Genomic DNA, 21,550 nt, shown 5'->3' with positions numbered 1-21,550 from the left:
AATTCAACGGTAAGTAGAGCCTTGTCTATGAATATTGACCCGTCTTATTATCTTGAAAGTAACGACTCATATAACTTTTTTAAAAAAGTTGGAGGTCATGTGATTACTGGACCGACTAATACTAATGTTATGGATTTACAGGTGGTGATTGTTCCTTTTAATTACATTCAAGCTTAACTTTTATATATATTTACCAATAGTTCTACCACACCATCCACCGAAAAGTCTGTTTTAGGATAAATGCTTTCTATGCCTATACTTATAAGGTAATCGTGGGTAGTAGGTCCTACTGAGACAAATAGAGGTGATTTTTTGATATTGGAAAATGTTATTTGGCTGAAGAAAGATTTTGCGGCGGAAGGAGAGAAAAATGTGATTGCATCTATATGGATCTCATTTATGAAATCTTCTATATAGTTTTTATCGTAACAGATCTTTTCTGTGGAATAGAGAGTGGGTGCTTCTACCTTTGCTCCTTTTGAAATAAGAAACTGTAAAAGTTCATCGGGCCTTTCTTCTGCACCGGGTAAAAAGACAGTTTTACCCAGAAGTGGTTCTTTGGTGAGGTATTGGATGATACCTTTTTGGGAATAGTTTTCGGGTATCTCTACCTCTTTAAAGCCAATTTTTTCCATACACTGTTTTGTTTTTTTGCCTACAGCAATAGCTCTACTGTATAGGAGCTTGTCCATAAGGGGTTCTATGTAGTTACAACAGTTTGCGCTGGTTATTATTACAAAATCGTATTGGGTTTCATCTATTATAATGGAATGGGGCACTGTTTTGATCATGGGAAGGATATATGGGTAAAATCTATTGAATGAGAGTTTGTTAATGAATTCGATGGAGTGTTCCGGTTGCCTTGTAATAAGTATCTTACGTCCTGGCATAGATATCCTCCAGAATTTTTTTGCCACCATTGTTTAATATCTGTTCGGCAACCTCATAACCAATATATTCTGCTTCATTTGGTATACCGATCTTGTCATATATAAGATATTTACTTCCATCAAGGGAAGCAAGAAATCCAACCATTTTTATCTGTCCATTATTTAAGAATGTACAAAACCCCCCTATAGGTGCTTGACACCCACCTTCAAGTCTCTTTAAAAAGGATCTTTCTGCCTTTGTCACAATCTCTGTTTCGTGATGTTTTAAAAAACTTATCATCTCTTTTATTCTAAAATCATCTTTTCTAACCTCGATACCCAGACTACCTTGACATACTGCAGGTATGAGCTCTTTTTCATTGAATATATATCTAACGTAATCGAGAAGACCCAATCTATTTAATCCTGCTTTTGCTAAAATTATGGCATCGAATTCACCATCTTTTAGTTTTCTTATTCTTGTATCCACATTACCCCTTAAATCAACTATCTTAATATCAGGTCTTATCTTTTGTATCTGTACCTTCCTTCTTAAACTACTGGTACCTAAAATAGCACCTTTTGGCAGATCCAGAATGGAATTATATCTCAAAGATAAAAAAGCATCAAAAGGGGATTCCCTTACTGGGTTTGCGAAGATCTCTAACCCTTCTGGCAAGTCGACAGGTACATCTTTCATACTGTGAACAGCTAAATCTGCTTCTTTTTCCAATAAGGCATTTTCTATCTCCTTTACAAACAGCCCTTTTCCACCTATTTTGGCTAAGGGGACGTCAAGTATAATGTCACCTTGTGTTTTGATTATCTTTAGTTCCACCTCTATCTTTTTATGGTGACTTTGTATGCGATCTTTTATGTAGTTTGCCTGCCATAAAGCAAGCTTACTACCTCGAGTGGCTATGACAACCTTTTCCATGGTTAACTCCTTAAGTATTATCGATATTAAACAACACCTTAATGGCCTCAGCCAGAGTATAATGTTTTTTATCTTTTATGGAATTCTTGAGTTTCATTAGAGGGTTATGAAGAATTTTATTCATGTAGGAGGTGATAATTGCATCTATCTTTGCAATCTCTTCTTTATCAGTAATCTTTAATTTTTCACACATCCGCTCTATTTCATTGTTTTTTATTTCCTCCAACTGCCCCCTTAAGCTCTTAATGATCGGGATAATCTTTAACGAATCCAACCAGTGTTCAAAATCAGATACTGCCCTATCTATGATCTCCAGTGCTTTTATTGCTTCTTTTTCTCTAAGCTTTTTGTTTGATTCAACGACTTCTCTGAGATCATCTATATCATATACAAAGGTATTTTCAAGTTCATTTATCTTTGGATCTATATCCCTTGGTACAGCTATATCAATAAAAAACATCGGTTCATATTTTCTAAGGTGCATGATATCTTTGACAATATCGTATGTTACCATATAGTTGGGGGAGCCAGTGGAGCTTATTACTATATCAGCCTCTTTTAGGTAGTGATGGAAATGTTCTAATGGGACAGCTTTACCATTAACAAGAGTTGCAAGGTGCTCTGCTCTTTCAAAGGTTCTATTAGTTACAATGATTTTTTTTACCCCACTGCTATGGAGATGTTTCGCAGCAAGTTCACACATCTCTCCAGCACCGATAATCAAGGCTGTTCTGTTTGTAATATCACTAAAAATTTTCTTGGCAAGTTCGACGGCTGCATAGCTTATCGATACAGGGTTTTCTGATATTTTTGTGTATGTTCTAACCTTTTTGGCACATCTTATGGTACTTTCTTCCAGCTTATTAAGAAAAGTGTTAAATTTACCATATATTTTGGCTTTTTCAAAAGCATCTTTCACCTGTCCGAAGATTTGGGGTTCACCTAAAACTAAGGAATCCAAACCTGATGCTACCTTAAAGATATGTTTTACTGCATCAAGACCACAATGTATGTAAGTATACTTACGTAGCTCAAAACGATCTATACCACTCTCTTCAGCAACAATGGCAATCACTGTATCAACATTGCAGAGAAAATCATCTGTGACTATGTAATATTCTACTCTATTACAGGTGGAAAGAATCAGTAACTCATATATCCTGCTGTTTTGAAGAATTTTGCTATAAATATGTTCGTAATGCTCATCTGATACGGCGAGCTTCTCCCTTATCTCCACTGGAGCAGTGTTGTGGTTTAGACCTAAAACAGCTAATTGCATATCAACCTTTTAAAAATAATGCAACACCAACATAAGTTATTATTACAGAAATAATGCCCAAAATGCTTGAAAAGGCCGTAACTTTGGGTGCCATACCTTTTGTTTTTTTAATTAAAATAATGCTACCAAAGATAAACCAGGTGATGATGGAAAACAATAGTTTCGGTGTCAGTACAACTCTCCCTTCCCACTCGTACAACCCCCAGATAAAGCCAGATAATAGACCAACCGTAAAAAACAAAAAACCTATGAGCATGGTGTTCTTGTTGATTTTGTTTAACATATCGATAGATGGTAAAAAATTGTAAAGCAGACCAAATCTTTTTCTTTTTAGTTGTATCTCTTGAATAAAATAAAGAATACCAAAAAGCGCTGATAATGCAAAAAGTGCTGTACCGGCTATTGTAAATGGAAGATGGATAAACAACCATAAACCTTGAACATAAGCTCGATGGATAATAATGGAACTATGGGCAAAGGACGCTATCCCCAGAATGATGATTATGGGCATAGTAAATATATATATACCAGGTTTTTTGTTTTTAATACTTAAAAGAAAAGATGAAAAGCCTATTACAAAGATAAGAATAGCAAAAATATCTGCAAGTCCCCTTAATGGGAAGTTTTGTAATGATCTCCATCTGTCTATTATGAAAAGTCCATTGGATAAAATGGCTATAAAAACAAGGTAGTTTGCATAAGATAGATATCGACTTTTACCCATAAAAGCATAAAACCCAACACTCAAAAAACATAAAATGTAAAAAAGTATTGCAAAATCAAGTAGCATATACCACCTTGTAATAATTATACCTATCTTGTATAATAAAAAGTCAAAAAAATAAAGTTTTTTTTGGATGAGATGGAAAATAAACAGATTAGGATATATTTAAAAAATAGCTGGGATAATAGCTGGCCAATAGTTTTGATTATGTTTTTTGAGTTTCTCATCGGAATAACAGACGTCTATATAGCTGGCAAGCTTTCAAAAGAGATACAAGGCTCATTGGGTTTTGTTTCACAGATCTATTTTATAATGATCGTTATTGCAAATGCTTTTACTATGGGTGTTGTCTCCATTGCTTCTAAGATGTTTACTGCCAATAGGGAGAATTTTTATAGGTTGGTTTATACAGCATTGATTAGTATTACAGTTTTTGCTTTTGTGTTTTCTGTGTTGGCTTTTTTATTAAAAGATAAGATCTTAGCTATTATCTCTCCACCTGCAACGTTAAAGGTTTATATAGAAGAATTCTTATATATCTATAGCTTTGTCGTATTCTTCCATTATATACTCATTGTTACCAATGGACTTTTAAGATCAAGCAAAAGGGTTAAGCTTTCGTTGTTAACCATGTTTTTTGTTTTCATGATCAATGTGTGTAGCAATATTCTGTATGTTTTTTATACACCCATTGGTTATAAAGGGCTTGTTTTTTCCACGTTGACTGCTGTTTTAGTTGGATTTTTGATTAATCTGTACCATTTGAGAAGGGATATGATTTTAATAAGGGAGTATAGAGTTGATTTTTTGAAAAAAGCTTTTGGTGTAGGATGGCCAGGGGGTATTGTCCAGATAGGATGGCAAACAGCTTCTGTGATAATGTTTAGCCTTATGAGTAAGCTACAGGAGCCGGAGGTATATATAGCTGCTTTTACAAACGGCATAAGGATAGAGTCTATAATATTTTTACCATCTTTTGCTTTTAGTATGGCTAATGCTGTGATTGTGGGTAATCTTATAGGGGAAAAAAGATACGAGGATGCTTATAGGAATTCTTTGTTTACATCACTATTAGGGTGTGGTATAATTACAATAATGACGGTGTTTGTTGTAGTGAATGCTGAGATCATAACAGGTTTTTTATCCAATGATTTAAGGGTGATGAAGGAAAGTATGAGGTATCTTTACATTAGTGCCATAAGCGAACCTTTTATGGCTATAGGTACTATACTTATTGGGGGGTTAAATGGAGCTGGGGACACCAAGCACACGATGTTGAGGATTATGGGGAGTTTGTGGGGGGTAAGGATCCCCCTTGCATTTATATTGGGTGTTTATGCTGGATTTGGAGCTTACGGAATTTGGTGGGCTATGACTATATCTATTATAGTACAAGCTATCTTGATATACAATAGATTTAAAACAAAAAGGTGGTTGATTTATGAGGATTGAAAAGCTGGATCTGAAACATAAGGAGTTACTTTTTGATAGTTTAAAAAAGATAGATAGTATGATTTCTGAGTATAGTTTTGCAAATCTGTACCTTTTTAGGAGAAGCCATGACTACGAAATTGTAGATATGGGTAATATCTTTGTAAGAGGTATAACGTATGATGGTAAGAGCTATTATATGCCAACAGTGCCGTTTGAAAGTATTTCTGAAAGTACTGTAAAACAGTTGTTAAATGAAGTGGATTTTATTTTCCCTTTAGATTATGATTGGCTTAGGGGTTATGATGGCGATGAGTATTGTGTTACTTCAAACATAAATGATACCGACTACATATATAGCTCTGAAAAAATGAGTACATTTAAAGGGAGAAATCTGCATGGGAAGAGAAATTTGTTAAAGCAGTTTTCGGAAAAATATAGTTGTGATATAAAGCCTTTGCAGGATAATAAGAATGATGCCTTTGAGGTCTTAGAAAGATGGCAGGAGGATTCAGGGGAAGCGCCAGAGGAAACAGATTTTTATGCTAATATGGACGCTATAAATTATTTTGATAAGTTGGTTATTTGTGGTCTTTTGTACTACATCGGTGACAAGCCAGTGGGGTTTATCATCGGTGAGGAGATAAGGGAGGACACTTTTGTGATACATTTTGCTAAGGCTCTTAAAGGGTACAAAGGTATCTATCAATACATTTACAACAGCTTTGCTAATATGCTCCCTAAAAGGTATAAGTACCTAAATTTTGAGCAGGATTTGGGAAAGCCATCTCTTAGATTAGCAAAGTCCTCTTATGAACCAGATATAATGTTGCATAAATATAGATTAAGCCTTAGAGAGAGGTGTTTATGTTGAAAATAAAGTTGGGTGGTCCTGCTGGACTTGGTATTATGACCTCAGGCCTTATTCTATCAAAGCTTTTTAAAAGACTTGGTTATCACGTTCATGGGTATCCTGAATATCCATCGCTTATACGTGGTGGATACAATTCCTACCTGGTTGTTATAGATGAGCAATATGTCAATGCTCCTTATAACAGTTTTGATATTTTGATAGCCCTTACCGATGTGGCTATCCAGAGGGAGCAGATAACAGAAAAGATGTATGTTATTCTCGATAAAGAAAATACAAAAAATATTGCTGAACTAAAGTGCCGTTTTGTGGATATCCCTTTTAAGAAGATTCTTCAGGAGTTCAACTTTAATGAGATAGCTAAAAATAGTATTGCAATGGGTGCTCTCTTAAAACTACTTAAGTTGGATTTTTCCCTTCTTGAGGTACTTTTCAAAGAGGTTTACCCCTCTGAGAAGCTTTTTGAAATAAACAGGTCAGCTGCTTTAGCAGGTTTTAATTTTACGGAAGAGGGGGTTGATTTTAAAAGTGTGAAAGCAGATCAAAACCGTATTGTCTTGACCGGTAACGAGGCGATATGTCTTGGGGCAATTGCAGCTGGTATGAATTTTTTTGCCACTTATCCGATGACACCTGCCTCGTCCATTTTACATTTTTTAGCAGAGCAAGAAAGAAGATACAACTATATAACCAAACATACAGAAGATGAAATATCGGCTATCAATATGGCTATAGGTGCTTCCTTTGCCGGTGCAAGGGCAATGGTGGCCACCTCTGGTGGGGGTTTTAGCCTCATGGTGGAAGGGTTGGGGCTTGCAGCTATTGCTGAAACCCCGATTGTTGTTGTGGAAAGTCAAAGGCCTGGGCCAGCTACAGGTATGCCCACATGGACAGAGCAGGCTGATCTGAGGTTTGTTTTACATGCATCCCAGGATGAGTTTGTAAGAGTTGTTTTTACACCGGGTGATGTTGGAGAGCTGTTTGACTTTACCTTTGAAGCTTTCAACATAGCGGAGAGATACCAGATCCCTGTTATCGTTATGAGTGATAAGTTTCTATCTGAGTCCCATTTTACCCACAAAATCTTTGATCTTAATCATCTTGTTATTGATAGGGGGTTGATCTTTGAAGGTGATCCTGAACATCCAATGGAGTTTTTACCAAGATATAAAGAGGTAAAAGATGGAGTAGGGTTGAGAAGCTTTCCAGGAACTGCAGCAGGCCTTTATAAAGCCCCCGGCAATGAACATGATGAGTTTGGATTTGTGACTGATGATGCTAAGAATAGGGTAATTCAGCAAAATAGAAGGTTCAAAAAGCTTGAACCATTAAAAAATGAGATACCCCATCCGATGTTGTATGGTGACGAAAGGGCTGAAAAAACTGTTTTATGCTGGGGATCCATTAAAATGCAAATGATGGAGATAATAAAATATACCAAAAAAGTCAATTTTATTCACTTTAGGGCTATACATCCGCTGGATTGGGATAATGTGAGGGCTATGTTGGAAGGTAGGAATTTAGTTGTGGTGGAAAATAATAAAACGGCTCAACTTAGAGGGATCATTGCGGAGAATACAGGTATCATAGTAGATGATGCTATATTAAAATACGATGGAAGACCCTTCTTTGTGGAAGAACTATACGAAAAATTAATGGGAGAGAGCCTATGAAAGCAGTAGATTTTAATTCAGGGAAAATACCCAATTGGTGTCCAGGATGTGGTAATTTTGCCATTTGGAATGCCATAAAGGGTGCATTAGCTGAATTGGGGATAAATGGTAAGGATGTTGTAAACATATCAGGTATAGGTTGCTCTGGTAAGATGTTAAATTATTTAAGAACATACGGCTTTCATACTTTGCATGGGAGGACAATGCCTGTGGCTACTGGGGTAAAGCTCACCAATCATAGGCTTACAGTCTTGGTTAATGGAGGGGATGGTGATGGTTATGGTATGGGAGTGGGTCATTTTATACATGCCATCAGAAAAAATTTAGATATAACATATCTGGTACACAACAATCATGTGTATGGTCTTACAACTGGTCAAGCTTCTCCAACAACAGATAAAGGTATTAAAAGCAAATCCACACCACATGGTGTCATAGATGAACCTTTGAATGGCTTGTTGTTATCTTTTTCTGTTGGTGCGACTTTCATAGGTAGAGGTTATTCCGGTGATATTGATCATTTAAAAGAACTGATAAAAAAGGGGCTAACGCATAAGGGATTTTCCCATATAGAGATATTACAGCCCTGTGTAACTTTTGGTAAGTTCTATGGTTATGAGTATTACGACCAAAGGGTTTATAAGCTTGGAGAAGATTATAATAGTTCAGATCGGGATGAGGCATTAAAAACTATTATGGATAGAGATAGGCTTGCTTTAGGTGTCCTCTATAAAGAGGAAAGATTAACCCATGAAGATCAGTTGACCCAATTAAAAGATAAAGCGTTATTAGAAAATGGTGTGAATCTTAGAAATATAGATGATCTAATGAGGATCTTTACTTAGATTTCAGGGGGGATTGATGTACTTTAAAGAACCCATTAACTCGGGTATTCTGGGGCTTGATAGAATTTTAGATAATCTCAGGTTGGGGGATAATGTCGTTTGGGAGATCACAAATATTGCTGATTATAGATTTTTTATAAAACCTTTTCTTGATTCCGCACTTTTAAATGATAGGAAAGTAGTTTATGTGAGATTTGCCAATCACGATTCTGTGGTGGAAAATATCTCCAAGGTGGATCTGTTTTATCCAGACGTGACGAGCTTTGAAAAATTTGCTTCAAGTATCTATAAGATGATCGACAAAAATGGAAAAGAGGTTTTTTATATCTTCGATTGTTTATCGGAACTTGTAAACTATTGGGCTACAGACTGGATGATTGCAAATTTCTTTAAAATTACCTGCCCTTTTTTGTACTTACTCGATACAGTTGCATATTTCTCTATCTATAAAAATTATCACTCCTTTCAAACCACTCAAGCGATTCAGGAGACTACACAGGTAATGATAGAGGTATTAAACTATCAGGGGAATTACTACGTTCAGCCTATGAAGGTTTATGAGCGCTATTCACCTACTATGTTCTTGCCTCACAGATTCACTAAAGGGGGTGATTTTGAGACAGTTGTATCAAGCTACGAGGTGACAAACCTTAGTAACTCCATCTGTAGTGTAATAGCCAATGATGTGGATAAGCATATAGATTATTGGGATCGCTTGTTTATTATGGCCAAAAGGGCGATTATACACGCCTCAAAACAGGAGTATGATGCCCTGTTTGAGCGTATCTGTAATTTGATGATTAGTCGTGATCCAAAGATACTTGCCCTTTACAAAAAATATCTGAGGATGGAGGATCTCATCCAGATAAAGGAAAGACTCATCGGGACAGGTTTTATAGGGGGGAAAGCCGCTGGTATGATATTGGCGCGGAAGATTTTGGAAAACTATTATGACAAATGGGATGCAATATCTGAACCCCATGATTCGTTTTATATCGGATCGGATGTTTATTATGAATATATTATTCACAATGGTTGGTGGGACCTTTTTGTTTCACAGAAGACACCTGAAGGGTATTTTGTGTTTGGAGAAAAGCTAGAAAGGCTTTTTTTAACAGGTGAGTTTCCTGAGCATATAAAAAATAAGTTTAAACTTATGTTAAACTATTTTGGTCAGTACCCAATTGTAATAAGATCGAGTAGTTTGTTAGAAGATGGATTTGGGAATGCTTTTGCTGGTAAATATGAAAGTTTCTTTTCATCGATCTCTGGTTCGCCAGATAAAAGGTTTAAAGACTTTTTAAACTCTGTTAAAAGGATATATTCCAGTGCCATGAGTCGGGAAGCTTTGATATATAGAAAGGAAAGGGGGCTTGATAAATCAGAGGAACTGATGAGTATCCTCATTCAGAGGGTTTCTGGCAATTACCATGGGGATCTTTATTTCCCGGATATTGCTGGTGTGGGTCTTTCCTACAATACCTATGTTTGGCATGAGGATATCGATCCCCATGATGGGATGATAAGACTTGTTTTAGGGCTGGGAACAAGGGCTGTTAATACCCATGAAGGTGAACATTCGAGGATAATCTCCCTAAGTAACCCGAATCTGTTGACCAATTCTGATGTGAATGAGATAAAAAAATATGCCCAAAAGTTTATCGATGCTCTACAGATAGACAAAACAGGTAAACATGCAATACCCCTTAGCAAAGTTTATCAAATCATGCCACCCTGGCTCCTTGATCTAGTTGCATCGAGGGATTTTTCGACGGAAAGGATGCTGGAAAGCAGAAAAAATAAATTTGAAAAGATATATTATCTCAGTTTTGATGGGTTTATAAATGCTACAGATGTTCTTAGTTATTTGAAAGATATGCTAAAAATTTTAGAGCAGCACTATGAACATCCTGTGGATATCGAGTTTACTATAAATTTTCTGTCCCCTGAAGATCCAAAGATAAACCTTGTTCAGTGCAGACCATTACAAGCCAATTCTATTGTGGGGAATAAGCAGTTATCCGACGATATGATAAGTAATTTTATTCCGCTGATAAAAGTTAAAGGGAATTTTATGGGCGGTAATATTTTTGAAAAGTTGGATTACATTATTTTTGTGCCGGAAGATGAGTTTAAAAAGCTTTCAAATAGCGAAAGGTACGAACTGGCAAGGGCAATAGGAGGAGTAAACAGGGAGTTTTCTAAGGAGGATAACTGTATAATGGTTTTGCCCGGCAGAATAGGTACAACAACGCCATCTTTAGGGGTACCGGTATCTTTTTCTGAGATAAACCATATGAGAGGACTCGTGGAAATGGGTTTTTTTGGTTCAGATTTTTCACCTGAGCTTTCCTTTGGTACCCATTTCTTTCAGGATATAGTTGAATCTGGTATATTTTTTATAGCGGCTGATCCAAAGAAAGCTACGGTTAATCTTGATAGTTTTAAGAATTTTAAAGAAAAAGAGTCCGAGTCTGTTCTAAATTTTAAAGAAAATATAAGAAATTGCATAAAGATTTATGATTTGACTTCGAGGAAGGTTTACCTCTATGGTAATATAAAGTCTCAAACTGCAGGTATTTTTTATAAAAAACAACATCAGTAAGAAGGAGGAATAGATGAAGCTACATCCGTTAGCTGGTAAACCTGTATCAAAAAGGGATCTGCCAAATATACCTAAAATAGTATCTGAGTATTATGTAGTAGAACCAGATATAAATTCCCCCCGTAATAGGGTTTCTTTTGGAACATCTGGGCATAGAGGGACTTCATCCAATGGTAGTTTTAACGAACATCATATCGCTGCAATTACTCAGGCTATATGTAACTATAGAAAAATTAAGGGGATTAATGGACCACTCTTTCTTGGTAAAGATACCCATGCTCTTTCAGAGCCTGCTTTTATAACAGCTTTGGAGGTACTTGTGGGTAATGGTGTTACAGTTATGATATCAGAAGGTACAGAATGGACTCCGACGCCTGCTGTATCTTACGCTATATTAAAATTTAATAGAAATAATAAAGTGTTAGCTGATGGCATAGTCATTACCCCTTCCCACAATCCCCCAGATGACGGTGGTTTTAAGTATAATCCTCCAAGTGGTGGACCAGCAGACACTGAAATTACCTCATGGTTGGAAAAAGAGGCAAATAGGTTGATTGAAAATGACCTTGAGGGGGTTAAGGGGTATCATTTTCTTGATCCTTCTTTGAGTAGTTATGTTAAAAGATACAACTATATGAAGGAGTATGTGGACGATTTGAATCAAGTATTGAATATGACAGCTATATCTAATTCAAAAATAAAGATAGCCGCTGATGTCTTAGGTGGTTCTGGTTTGGACTACTATGGTTATATTGCTGAGAAATATAAGATAGACATTAAGGTGTTCAATGATTACTTTGATCCTACCTTTAGTTTTATGACCTATGATAAAGATGGGAAAATAAGAATGGATTGTTCCTCACCGTATGCGATGGCTAGCTTGATAGATCTAAAGGATAGATTTGACATAGCTTTTGGCAATGATCCAGATTTTGATAGGCATGGTGTTGTGACAAGGAAGGGTGGATTAATGAATTCGAATCATTTTCTTGCTGTGGCTGTGTGGTACCTTTTTACAACAAGGGATAAATGGAAAAAAGATGCGGCGGTTGGCAAAACGGCTGTTAGTAGTTTTATGATAGATAAGGTTACAGACATGGTTGGTAGGAATGTTTATGAGGTGCCTGTTGGTTTTAAGTGGTTTGTTGATGGTCTATTAGATGGCAATTTGGGTTTTGGGGGTGAAGAGAGTGCAGGTGGCTCTTTTCTAAGGTTTGATGGATCTGTTTGGAGTACTGATAAAGATGGTATTATTATGTGTCTGTTGGCGGCAGAGATTTTGGCATGTACTGGAAAAGACCCTTTTGATCATTATAGTGGATTTGAGGAAAGATTTGGTAAGGCTTATTATACAAGGCTTGATATCGCTTCCAGTTTTGAGGAAAAGGAGAAGATAAAAAAGATCTCTAAGGATGTCTTAAAGACTGATACAGTAGCAGGAGAAAAGATCATAAATATATCAAATAGAGCAAGTGGTAACAATGCTTCGTTAGGAGGTGTGAAAGTTATCACTGAAAATGGATGGTTTGCAGTAAGACCATCGGGGACAGAGGATATCTATAAAATATATGCAGAATCCTTTAAAAGTGAGTCTCATCTTTCGATGATTGTGGAAGAAGCTCAGAATATAATTAAAAAGCTTTAAAGGGGAAGTATGGATTTTTACAAAATGCTTTATAAGTACTATGATAAGTTGTTTCCTATTTCCAATGAGACGTATAACTTTTTAAAATCATTTGTGGATTTAGAGTCCAAAATATTGGATATAGGTTCAGCTACTGGCGCCTACGTCAATATGTTTAGGCATGATGGGTTTGAAGCTGTGGGTTTAGAGTATCTTAGTGAGTTTGCTAAGGGGTATACCGTTATAATGGGGGATATGCACTGTTTACCGTTTAAAAAAGAAAGTTTTAATTTTATTTATTCCATAGGCAATACATTGGTGCATGCCAAGTCAAGGGGTGATTTCTGTAAAATTGTTACTGATTGTATTGAGCTTTTAAAGCCTCAAGGGGTTTTCTTGTTCCAAATACTAAATTATGGTCGTATCTTAGAAAATAGAATAGATGAACTACCTGAGATCAATGCTGATGATGGAGAGGTGAGGTTCAAAAGAAGATATTGTTACTCCGATCCAGGTAAAATAAAATTTATAGGTGAAATATCGATAAAAGGTGATTGTTACAACTCAGATATCGATCTTATCCCCATTACAATGGATGAGATCAAATGGGTGGCCAATAAGGCAGGAGTTAGGTTTGTGCAATTTTTTGGTGATTTTGATGGGAGCAAGTTCATAAAAGATGATAGTTTTATGCTCATACCAGTCTTTTATAAATAGCCTAATTTTATAAGGTTGTTTAATTTAAATATAGGCTGAATTTTGTAAGATTTGATCAAGATATTCATTATATTATTAAAAATCAGAATCGTTCTCTTGTTAAAATTAGTCAAAAAAAGTTTGATCCCTTTAAAAAAATATTGACATGGCTTGAAATAAAATATACAAAATGTAAAAAAAATTACAAAAGAAGTTTTTTAGTTGAAAAAATATAATTAAAAAAGGAGATGTTAAAGATGAGTAAGGCAAAGGAAAGAGTAGAACATGTTTACCAGCAGGTAGTAAGGAAGAACCCGGCAGAACCTGAGTTTCATCAGGCTGTTCATGAGGTGCTGTATTCAATAATACCTCTTTTGGAAAGGTACCCCATCTACCTTGACACAAAAATACTTGAGAGAATAGTTGAGCCAGAGAGACAGATCATTTTTAGGGTCCCATGGGTGGATGATAAGGGTGAGGTGCAGGTTAATAGAGGTTTTAGGATAGAGTTTAACAGTGCACTTGGGCCTTATAAAGGTGGTTTAAGGTTTCATGAGTCTGTTTATGCAGGTATAATAAAATTTTTAGGTTTTGAGCAGATTTTTAAGAACTCCCTTACTGGCCTTGCAATGGGTGGTGGGAAAGGTGGTTCTGACTTTAATCCGAAGGGTAAGTCAGACAACGAGATCATGAGATTTTGTCAGAGCTTTATGACAGAGCTTTATAGACATATTGGGGAGCACACAGATGTTCCTGCTGGTGATATCGGTGTTGGTGGAAGAGAGATAGGTTATATGTTTGGTCAATACAAAAGAATAACAAATAGGTTTGAGGCCGGTGTTCTTACAGGTAAGGGCTTAAGGTACGGTGGTTCGTTGGTAAGGACTGAGGCAACAGGTTATGGTGCCACTTTCTTTGTTGAGGAGATGCTCAAGGTAAAAAATGAGACCTTTGAAGGTAAGACATGTGTGGTTTCTGGTTCTGGTAATGTTGCCATTTATACTGTAGAAAAGATACATCAGTTGGGTGGTAAAGTGGTTGCAGTATCTGATTCCAATGGTTATGTGATGGATCCAAAAGGGATTGATCTTGAGTTGTTAAAGCAACTTAAAGAAGTGGAAAGAAGAAGGATAAAAGATTATACCCTTTATCACAAGGACGCAATATATAAGGAGAATGGTAATATTTGGGAGATCCCATGTCAGATTGCTATGCCTTCGGCTACAGAAAATGAGTTAAACAAGCAGGACGCAGAGATGCTTGTAAAAAATGGTCTCATAGCGGTAGGTGAGGGTGCAAATATGCCATGTACTCCTGAGGCTGTGGATGTTTTCTTAAAGGCTGGTGTTCTATTTGGACCTGGTAAGGCTGCCAATGCAGGTGGGGTTGCAACCTCTGGTCTTGAGATGGAGCAAAATGCCAGCAGATGTTCTTGGGATTTTGAATATACCGAACAGAGACTTAGAAAAATTATGCAGAACATCTTCCAGACATGTAAACAGACTTCCGATGAGTTTGGTTATCCCCAGAACTATGTTGTTGGAGCGAATATTGCAGGGTTTAAGAAAGTTGCCGATGCGATGTTGGATCTTGGTGTGATATAGATATTGTTCTTATTGTATGCATGGGCGGAGCATAGCTCCGCCTTTTTGTTTGATTTTTTACGTAAAAGGGTATATCTAATCTAATACTTGTTGGGGGTTACATGAAGATAGGACTTGCATTGGGTAGTGGTGCAGCCAGGGGATTAGCCCATATTGGGTTGCTAAAAGCTTTTGATGAAAAAGGTATCCGCCCTTATGCCATCACTGGTAGTAGTATGGGAGCTTTAATTGGTGGACTTTATGCTGCAGGGTTTCCTGTTGTTAGGATGGAGGAGTTTGCCAATAATCTTGACTACCATATCTTCAAAAGATTTGTTGATATCAAAATCTCTTCTGCTGGTTTAATTGCTGGTGAAAAGATTGAAAGGTTGTTGAGTATGGTTTTAAAAAAGAGGAGGTTTGAAGAGCTTGATATACCCTTTAAATGTGTTTCCACTGATCTGCTAACTGGTATTGAGGTGGTATTTGACCAGGGGGATTTGATTAAAGCTATTAGGGCAAGTATTTCGTTTCCTGTAGTATTTGTTCCAGTTTATTATGAAAAGATGTTTTTGGTGGATGGAGGTATAAAAAATCCAGTACCTGTGGATCTCTTGCCTGATGAGTGTGATGTAAAGTTTGCAGTAAATGTGGGGCCTTTTGTGATAAAGGAGCAACTTGTCAAAAAGTATTATATAAAAAATGATCCAAGCGTAGAAAATGGTAACGATTCGCTAATAGAGAAGTTTTATAGTATTATTACTGAACAGTTCAAAGAGCTATTGCTTGATAAAAATGTTAAATATCCAAATATCCTTGAGACTGTTATCCAAACAATAGCTATTCTCCAACAGAATGCTTATAACAACAAATTAAAAGAGGTTAGGGGGGAAGTGGTTGAGGTAATGCCAGATCTGGATGACTTTAAGCTAACAGATTTTAAAAAAGGGGATGAAATAATCAAAATAGGTTATGAGGCTGGTTGTAAGATTTTAAAGGATTATCTAAGGTGCTAAATTATTTCTGAAGAGCTTATTATTTTTACCCCTTTCTTGGAAAGCAGCATAAGTGTTTCTTTGGATTTCTCTGGATCCAGCCCCATTACAGCATCTTTTATTAAATAGGTATTAAAACCTGCCTTGATGGCATCTAAGGCGGATGCTTTGACACAGTATTCTGTAGCCAGACCAGTGATAAAAATTTGGCTTACCCCTTTTGATTTTAGAAATTCGGCAAGATCTACATTGGTTGCTTCAAAAGCAGAATAACCTGTGTCTGAACCATCTGTTCCCTTAAATGCCCTGAAATGAATTTTTTCTGCCATGAGATCTGGATGAAGCTCTGCTCCTTTAGTGTTTTGCAAACAATGTAGAGGCCATTTTTTAAAATGCTCCCCTTCAGAGGGATGCCAATCCTGTGTGGATACAACGATATCAACCCTATCCATAATTTTATTTATTACTGGAACTATCTTATCCCCATCAGGTACAGCAAGAGCACCCCCTGGACAGAAGTCGTTTTGGACGTCAATTATCAATAGGGCTTTCATTGTAACCTCCTGATAGCGAATTTATGATATCTTTTCTTAATCTTAAGACGGAAGTACAAACAGAAACATTGTATTTTACAGGTTTATATAGATCTTTTACTTTATCTGAAAGAAGGGATAATCTCTTTGTGGTATAGTCTGCGATAGTGTATATGGGCTTTTTAGGGTATATTTTTTTACCTGATACTAAAACAGGTTTTAATAAAACCTCATGTTCTTCTTGTGAAGATTTAGCTTTATCATCTAAAGCAATTATGTCTTTTTTAAATTTTCCGTCTTTATAATATCTTACGATGTTTTTTATCCCAGGAAGTAAGACTTTTTCTGGGTCATTGGAAATTTTCATCTTTGGCTCACCATCTAAGGAGATGAGCTTATACACACCGTCTAAAGCAGCATCATTCTTACCAACTATCAGGTTTGTGCCTACACCATAAATATCTATAGGTGCTCCTTTGCTGACTAAATCATCGATGATAAATTCATCCAACATGTTAGAGGCGATTATTTTTACATAATTTAATCCATTTTCATCTAAAAGTTTTCTACATTCAATGGATAAATGGAGTAAATCACCACTATCAAGGCGTACACCGAATAGTTTTTCAGATTTGGATTCAAGGTATTTGGCTATTTTGATCGCATTCTTTATACCACTTTTAAGGGTGTCATAGGTGTCAAGGAGTAATACGGTTTTGCTACCATATATATCAGCGAAGGTTTTAAAAGCATCAAACTCCGATTCAAAGCTTTGGATCCAGGAATGTGCCATTGTTCCGGATGGCTTAAGACCAAATAGCATGGAGCTGTAGACATTTGATGTGGTCGCTGCACCGCCTATGATTGCAGCTCTACTTCCATGGATACCACCGAAGCCTTGAGCCCTTCTGAGTCCAAAATCTATAATTAGCTTGTCCTTTGCAGCATATTTAAGTCTTGATGCTTTGGTCGCTATAAGGGTTTCAAAATTTAGTATATTTAGTATTATGGTTTCCAAAACTTGTGCTTCGATAATTGGGGCATGTACCCTTAGAATAGGTTCAAAGGGGAATACAACCTCACCCTCATTTACTGAGTAGATATCTCCTGTAAATCTGAAGGCTTTGAGATATTTTAAAAAGTCTTCGTGGAAATTCAATTTTCGTAAATATTCTATGTCATCACTATCAAATTTAAAGTTTTCAACTAAGTCTAACAGATCCTCAAGCCCGGCAAAGATAGCATAACTGCCTCTAAAAGGGGATTTTCTAAAAAAATAGTCAAAAACGGCCAGTTTATTATGTAAACCGCTTAGATAAAAACCCTGTGCCATAGTAAGTTCATATAGATCAGTGTAGAGTCCGATATGTCTGTCGATAATCATATTTTCATATTAGCAAAGAAAAAATAAAAATACAATATCAATAGAAATAAAGATTTTGTGTTTGTTTGTATTTGGGAAGGATAATACAGGTAGATGAACCAAAAAGTTATTTGATGCTTTCGTTAGCTTTCAGTTTTGTAAATATACAGTGGAACTTGTTGACGATATTTTATAAGGGGTAGTAACTCTCGGAGTCAGTTCACATTAGGCTTAGTATCAGTAGAAAGATTATATTTTTTAGCAGAAAGTCTCAGAGCATAAAGGGTAAAACTAATGGAAGAAGAAAGCATAAAAAAAACTTGACACTTTAAAAATGTTTCTCTATATTGATAAGCTCTTTAAAAGGTATAAGTGTGTTTAAATATATAAATGTTGTGTAGATAAAATTGGAGGTGCTAAGTGCCAACATTGAATCAGTTAGTTAGACGTGGCAGAGAGGCTGTTTTGAATAAAACAAAATCACCTGCTCTGAAGAACAACCCCCAAAAGAGAGGGGTGTGTGTAAGGGTGTATACTACTACACCAAAGAAGCCGAACTCTGCGTTGAGAAAGGTGGCAAGGGTAAGATTGGTGAACGGGATAGAAGTAACAGCATATATTCCCGGTATTGGACACAATCTGCAGGAGCACTCTGTTGTTCTTGTAAGAGGTGGTAGGGTAAAGGACTTGCCAGGTATCCGTTATAAGATAATAAGGGGTACCCTTGATACTGCAGGCGTGAAGAACAGGAATAAGAGCCGTTCTAAGTATGGCGTAAAAAAAGCTAAGAAGTGAGAGGTAGTTTAAATGGCCAGGAGAAGAGTAGCTAAAAAAAGAGAGGTTTTACCTGATCCAGTTTATGGAGAGGTTGTAGTTACAAAATTTATCAACAGCCTCATGTATGACGGTGAAAAGTCTGTTGCTGAGAAGATCTTTTATGATGCTATGGAGATTATAAAAGCTAAGACTGGAGAGGAAGGTATTGATGTGTTTAGGAAGGCTATAGAAAATGTAAAGCCACTATTGGAGGTTAAGTCTAGAAGGGTTGGTGGTGCAAATTATCAGGTTCCTGTTGAGGTAAGGCCAGATAGAAAGCAGGCTCTTGCGATTAGGTGGATTATCAATGCTGCAAGAAATAGAAAGGAAAAGGGTATGACCGAAAGGTTGGCAGCAGAACTCTTGGATGCATATTCGAATAAAGGGGCAGCTGTTAAAAAGAGAGAAGATACGCATAAAATGGCTGAGGCTAATAAAGCTTTTGCCCATTTCAGATGGTAATGGGAGGATAATGTGCCAAGACAATATCCTTTAGAAAAACAGAGAAACATTGGTATAATGGCTCATATTGATGCCGGGAAGACAACCACTACCGAAAGGATACTTTACTATACTGGTGTAAACTATAAAATTGGTGAAGTCCATGAAGGGACTGCTACTATGGACTGGATGGAGCAGGAGAGGGAAAGAGGTATTACGATTACTTCTGCTACGACCCAATGTTTCTGGAATGGGTATAGGATAAACATTATAGACACTCCAGGACATGTGGATTTTACCATAGAAGTTGAAAGATCCCTTAAAGTTTTGGATGGTGCCTGTGCTGTTTTCTGTGCCGTTGGTGGTGTTGAGCCTCAGTCTGAAACTGTTTGGAGGCAGGCTGATAAGTATAGGGTGCCCAGGATTGCTTTTGTCAATAAAATGGATAGAATAGGCGCCGATTTTTTTAATGTCATCAAGATGATGGTTGATAGGCTTGGTGCAAAGCCTCTCCCAATCCAGATCCCTATAGGGTCTGAGGACAAGTTTGTGGGTGTTGTAGATCTGGTTAAGATGAAGGCTGTAGTTTGGGAAGGGGATCAGCTTGGGGCTAAGTATGAGTATAGGGATATACCTGCTGAGCTTATGGATTTAGCAGAAGAATACAGAACTCAGCTTGTGGAAAGGGTTTGTGAGATCGATGAAGAGTTAATGAATAAATATTTTGAAGGTGAGGAGATAACTGAGGCAGAGCTGAAGGCTGCCATAAGAAAAGGTACTATAGATATTCAGTTTACTCCTGTGATTTGTGGTACTGCATTTAAAAATAAAGGTGTTCAGTTGCTTTTGGATGCGGTGGTGGATTATCTTCCATCTCCTCTGGATATACCACCAGTGAAGGGTAAAGACTTTAATGGTAATGAGGTTGTGAGGAAAACAAGCGATGATGAGCCTTTTGCTGCTCTGGCTTTTAAGATAATGACTGATCCTTATATGGGTCAGCTTACATATTTCAGGGTTTACTCTGGATGGTTAGAGGCGGGTAGCTACGTTTTAAATTCCACTAAAGACAAGAAAGAGCGTATTGGCCGTTTATTGAAAATGCATGCTAACAAGAGGGAAGAGATAAAGGAGATATATGCAGGTGATATCTGTGCCACTGTGGGACTCAAGTACACTATCACTGGGGACACCCTTTGTGATGAGAATAACCCTGTAATTCTCGAATCGATGGAATTTCCAGAGCCTGTTATATCTGTGGCAATTGAGCCTAAAACCAAGGGGGATCAGGATAAGCTCTCCATGGCTCTTAACAAACTTGCTCAAGAGGACCCATCATTTAGAGTTAAAGTGGATGAGGAGACGGGACAGACGATTATCTCTGGTATGGGTGAACTGCACCTTGAGATTATTGTTGATAGGTTGATGAGGGAGTTTAAGGTTGAAGCGAATGTGGGTAATCCTCAGGTGGCTTATAGGGAGACGATTAAGAAAAAGTCAAGTTATGAATCTAAATATATAAAACAAACTGGTGGTAGAGGACAATATGGTCATGTTGTGTTAGAGGTGGAGCCTCTGGAGCCGGGTGCAGGATTTAAGTTTATAAACAAGATAGTTGGTGGTGTAATACCAAAAGAGTATATCCCAGCAGTGGAAAAAGGTATTGTTGAAGCTATGGATACAGGTGTTCTGGCTGGATATCCTGTTGTGGATGTGGCTGTTACTTTGCTGGATGGTTCTTACCATGAAGTGGACTCTTCTGAGATGGCATTTAAAATTGCTGGTTCTATAGGTTTTAAAGAGGCTTGCAAGAAGGCATCACCAACTTTGCTTGAGCCAATTATGAAGGTGGAAGTAGTGGTCCCAGATGAGTATATGGGTGATGTTATGGGCGATTTGAATTCCAGAAGAGGTAGAATCGAAGGTATGGAAGCAAGAGGTAATGCCCAGGTAATCCGTTGTAATGTTCCATTGAAGGAGATGTTTGGTTATGCCACAACACTGAGATCTCTGACTCAGGGTAGGGCGACGTATACAATGATCTTTGATCATTATGAGGAAGTACCACAAAATATTGCAGATGAAATAGTAAAATCTAAGGTATAAAGGAAAAGTGTAGGAGGATTTTTATGGGCAAACAGAAGTTCGAGAGGAAGAAACCTCACGTTAACGTTGGAACGATTGGTCACGTTGACCATGGTAAGACTACCCTGACAGCGGCGATAACGAGGGTATTGTCTACGAAGGGTTTGGCTGAGTTTGTGG

Annotated in this window: 19 protein-coding genes; 13 read left to right on the top strand and 6 right to left on the bottom strand. The window is 37.1% G+C overall.

From position 1 onward, the window contains the following. Positions 1-173 precede the first annotated feature (173 nt). Genes N3C60_07915 through N3C60_07900 form a run of 4 tightly spaced genes read right to left on the bottom strand, consistent with a single transcriptional unit; the run spans position 174 to position 3,833 of the window. Entirely contained in the window at positions 174-890 is a 717-nt protein-coding gene (locus N3C60_07915; protein MCX8084828.1) for a uroporphyrinogen-III synthase, read from the bottom strand. Then, entirely contained in the window at positions 877-1,806 is a 930-nt protein-coding gene (gene hemC, locus N3C60_07910; protein ID MCX8084827.1) for a hydroxymethylbilane synthase, read from the bottom strand. Before hemC ends, N3C60_07915 begins: the two co-directional genes overlap by 14 nt. 10 nt (positions 1,807-1,816) lie before the next feature. Next, on the bottom strand, positions 1,817-3,085 hold the full coding sequence (gene hemA, locus N3C60_07905) for a glutamyl-tRNA reductase (GenBank protein MCX8084826.1): 1,269 nt from the start codon (positions 3,083-3,085) through the stop codon (positions 1,817-1,819). 1 nt (position 3,086) lies between these two features. Next, complete coding sequence (locus N3C60_07900; protein ID MCX8084825.1) at positions 3,087-3,833, bottom strand: cytochrome c biogenesis protein; 747 nt, start codon at positions 3,831-3,833, stop codon at positions 3,087-3,089. A 114-nt stretch (positions 3,834-3,947) separates the two neighbouring features. On the opposite strand from N3C60_07900, the gene N3C60_07895 reads away from it, so the two are divergent. From N3C60_07895 to N3C60_07855, 9 genes are all read left to right on the top strand, one after another. Beyond that, on the top strand, positions 3,948-5,261 hold the full coding sequence (locus N3C60_07895; GenBank protein ID MCX8084824.1) for an MATE family efflux transporter: 1,314 nt from the start codon (positions 3,948-3,950) through the stop codon (positions 5,259-5,261). Further along, on the top strand, positions 5,251-6,114 hold the full coding sequence (locus tag N3C60_07890) for a phosphatidylglycerol lysyltransferase domain-containing protein (GenBank protein MCX8084823.1): 864 nt from the start codon (positions 5,251-5,253) through the stop codon (positions 6,112-6,114). The genes N3C60_07895 and N3C60_07890 overlap by 11 nt, the downstream gene beginning before the upstream one ends. Beyond that, positions 6,108-7,784: a 2-oxoacid:acceptor oxidoreductase subunit alpha gene (locus N3C60_07885; GenBank protein MCX8084822.1), complete on the top strand. Its 1,677-nt coding sequence runs from the start codon at positions 6,108-6,110 to the stop codon at positions 7,782-7,784. Before N3C60_07890 ends, N3C60_07885 begins: the two co-directional genes overlap by 7 nt. Then, complete coding sequence (locus N3C60_07880) at positions 7,781-8,629, top strand: thiamine pyrophosphate-dependent enzyme (protein MCX8084821.1); 849 nt, start codon at positions 7,781-7,783, stop codon at positions 8,627-8,629. Before N3C60_07885 ends, N3C60_07880 begins: the two co-directional genes overlap by 4 nt. A gap of 16 nt (positions 8,630-8,645) precedes the next feature. After that, positions 8,646-11,234, top strand: coding sequence for a PEP/pyruvate-binding domain-containing protein (locus N3C60_07875; GenBank protein ID MCX8084820.1), 2,589 nt, complete (start codon positions 8,646-8,648; stop codon positions 11,232-11,234). Positions 11,235-11,247: 13 nt separating this feature from the next. Then, entirely contained in the window at positions 11,248-12,879 is a 1,632-nt protein-coding gene (gene pgm, locus N3C60_07870) for a phosphoglucomutase (alpha-D-glucose-1,6-bisphosphate-dependent) (protein MCX8084819.1), read from the top strand. 9 nt (positions 12,880-12,888) lie between these two features. Next, entirely contained in the window at positions 12,889-13,575 is a 687-nt protein-coding gene (locus tag N3C60_07865; protein ID MCX8084818.1) for a class I SAM-dependent methyltransferase, read from the top strand. Positions 13,576-13,811: 236 nt separating this feature from the next. After that, positions 13,812-15,158, top strand: a complete 1,347-nt coding sequence (gene gdhA, locus N3C60_07860; protein MCX8084817.1) for an NADP-specific glutamate dehydrogenase — start codon at positions 13,812-13,814, stop codon at positions 15,156-15,158. Between the two features lie 101 nt (positions 15,159-15,259). Further along, positions 15,260-16,153, top strand: a complete 894-nt coding sequence (locus N3C60_07855; GenBank protein MCX8084816.1) for a patatin-like phospholipase family protein — start codon at positions 15,260-15,262, stop codon at positions 16,151-16,153. Here the strand turns inward: N3C60_07855 and N3C60_07850 are convergent. Continuing rightward, the gene (locus N3C60_07850; GenBank protein MCX8084815.1) at positions 16,150-16,686 is read right to left on the bottom strand and encodes a nicotinamidase; all 537 of its coding nucleotides are present in this window, start codon (positions 16,684-16,686) and stop codon (positions 16,150-16,152) included. The genes N3C60_07855 and N3C60_07850 overlap by 4 nt on opposite strands. After that, complete coding sequence (locus N3C60_07845) at positions 16,664-18,049, bottom strand: nicotinate phosphoribosyltransferase (protein MCX8084814.1); 1,386 nt, start codon at positions 18,047-18,049, stop codon at positions 16,664-16,666. The genes N3C60_07850 and N3C60_07845 overlap by 23 nt, the downstream gene beginning before the upstream one ends. 399 nt (positions 18,050-18,448) lie before the next feature. Between N3C60_07845 and rpsL the strand changes: the two genes are divergently transcribed. The 4 genes from rpsL to N3C60_07825 all read left to right on the top strand — a co-directional run. After that, complete coding sequence (rpsL, locus tag N3C60_07840; GenBank protein MCX8084813.1) at positions 18,449-18,823, top strand: 30S ribosomal protein S12; 375 nt, start codon at positions 18,449-18,451, stop codon at positions 18,821-18,823. A 12-nt stretch (positions 18,824-18,835) separates the two neighbouring features. Then, positions 18,836-19,306 (top strand): 30S ribosomal protein S7, encoded by a 471-nt coding sequence (gene rpsG / locus N3C60_07835; protein MCX8084812.1) that lies wholly within the window; start codon positions 18,836-18,838, stop codon positions 19,304-19,306. 12 nt (positions 19,307-19,318) lie between these two features. Beyond that, a complete protein-coding gene (gene fusA / locus N3C60_07830; protein ID MCX8084811.1) occupies positions 19,319-21,391 on the top strand; it encodes an elongation factor G in 2,073 nt (690 codons plus the stop codon). Positions 21,392-21,414: 23 nt separating this feature from the next. Continuing rightward, positions 21,415-21,550 (top strand): GTP-binding protein (locus tag N3C60_07825; protein ID MCX8084810.1); only part of this gene is annotated, 136 nt, incomplete at its 3' end.

The sequence above is a fragment of the Calditerrivibrio sp. genome (assembly GCA_026415135.1).
Classification (GTDB): Bacteria; Chrysiogenota; Deferribacteres; order Deferribacterales; family Calditerrivibrionaceae; genus Calditerrivibrio.
This window is presented reverse-complemented; position numbering and strand designations above follow the sequence as displayed.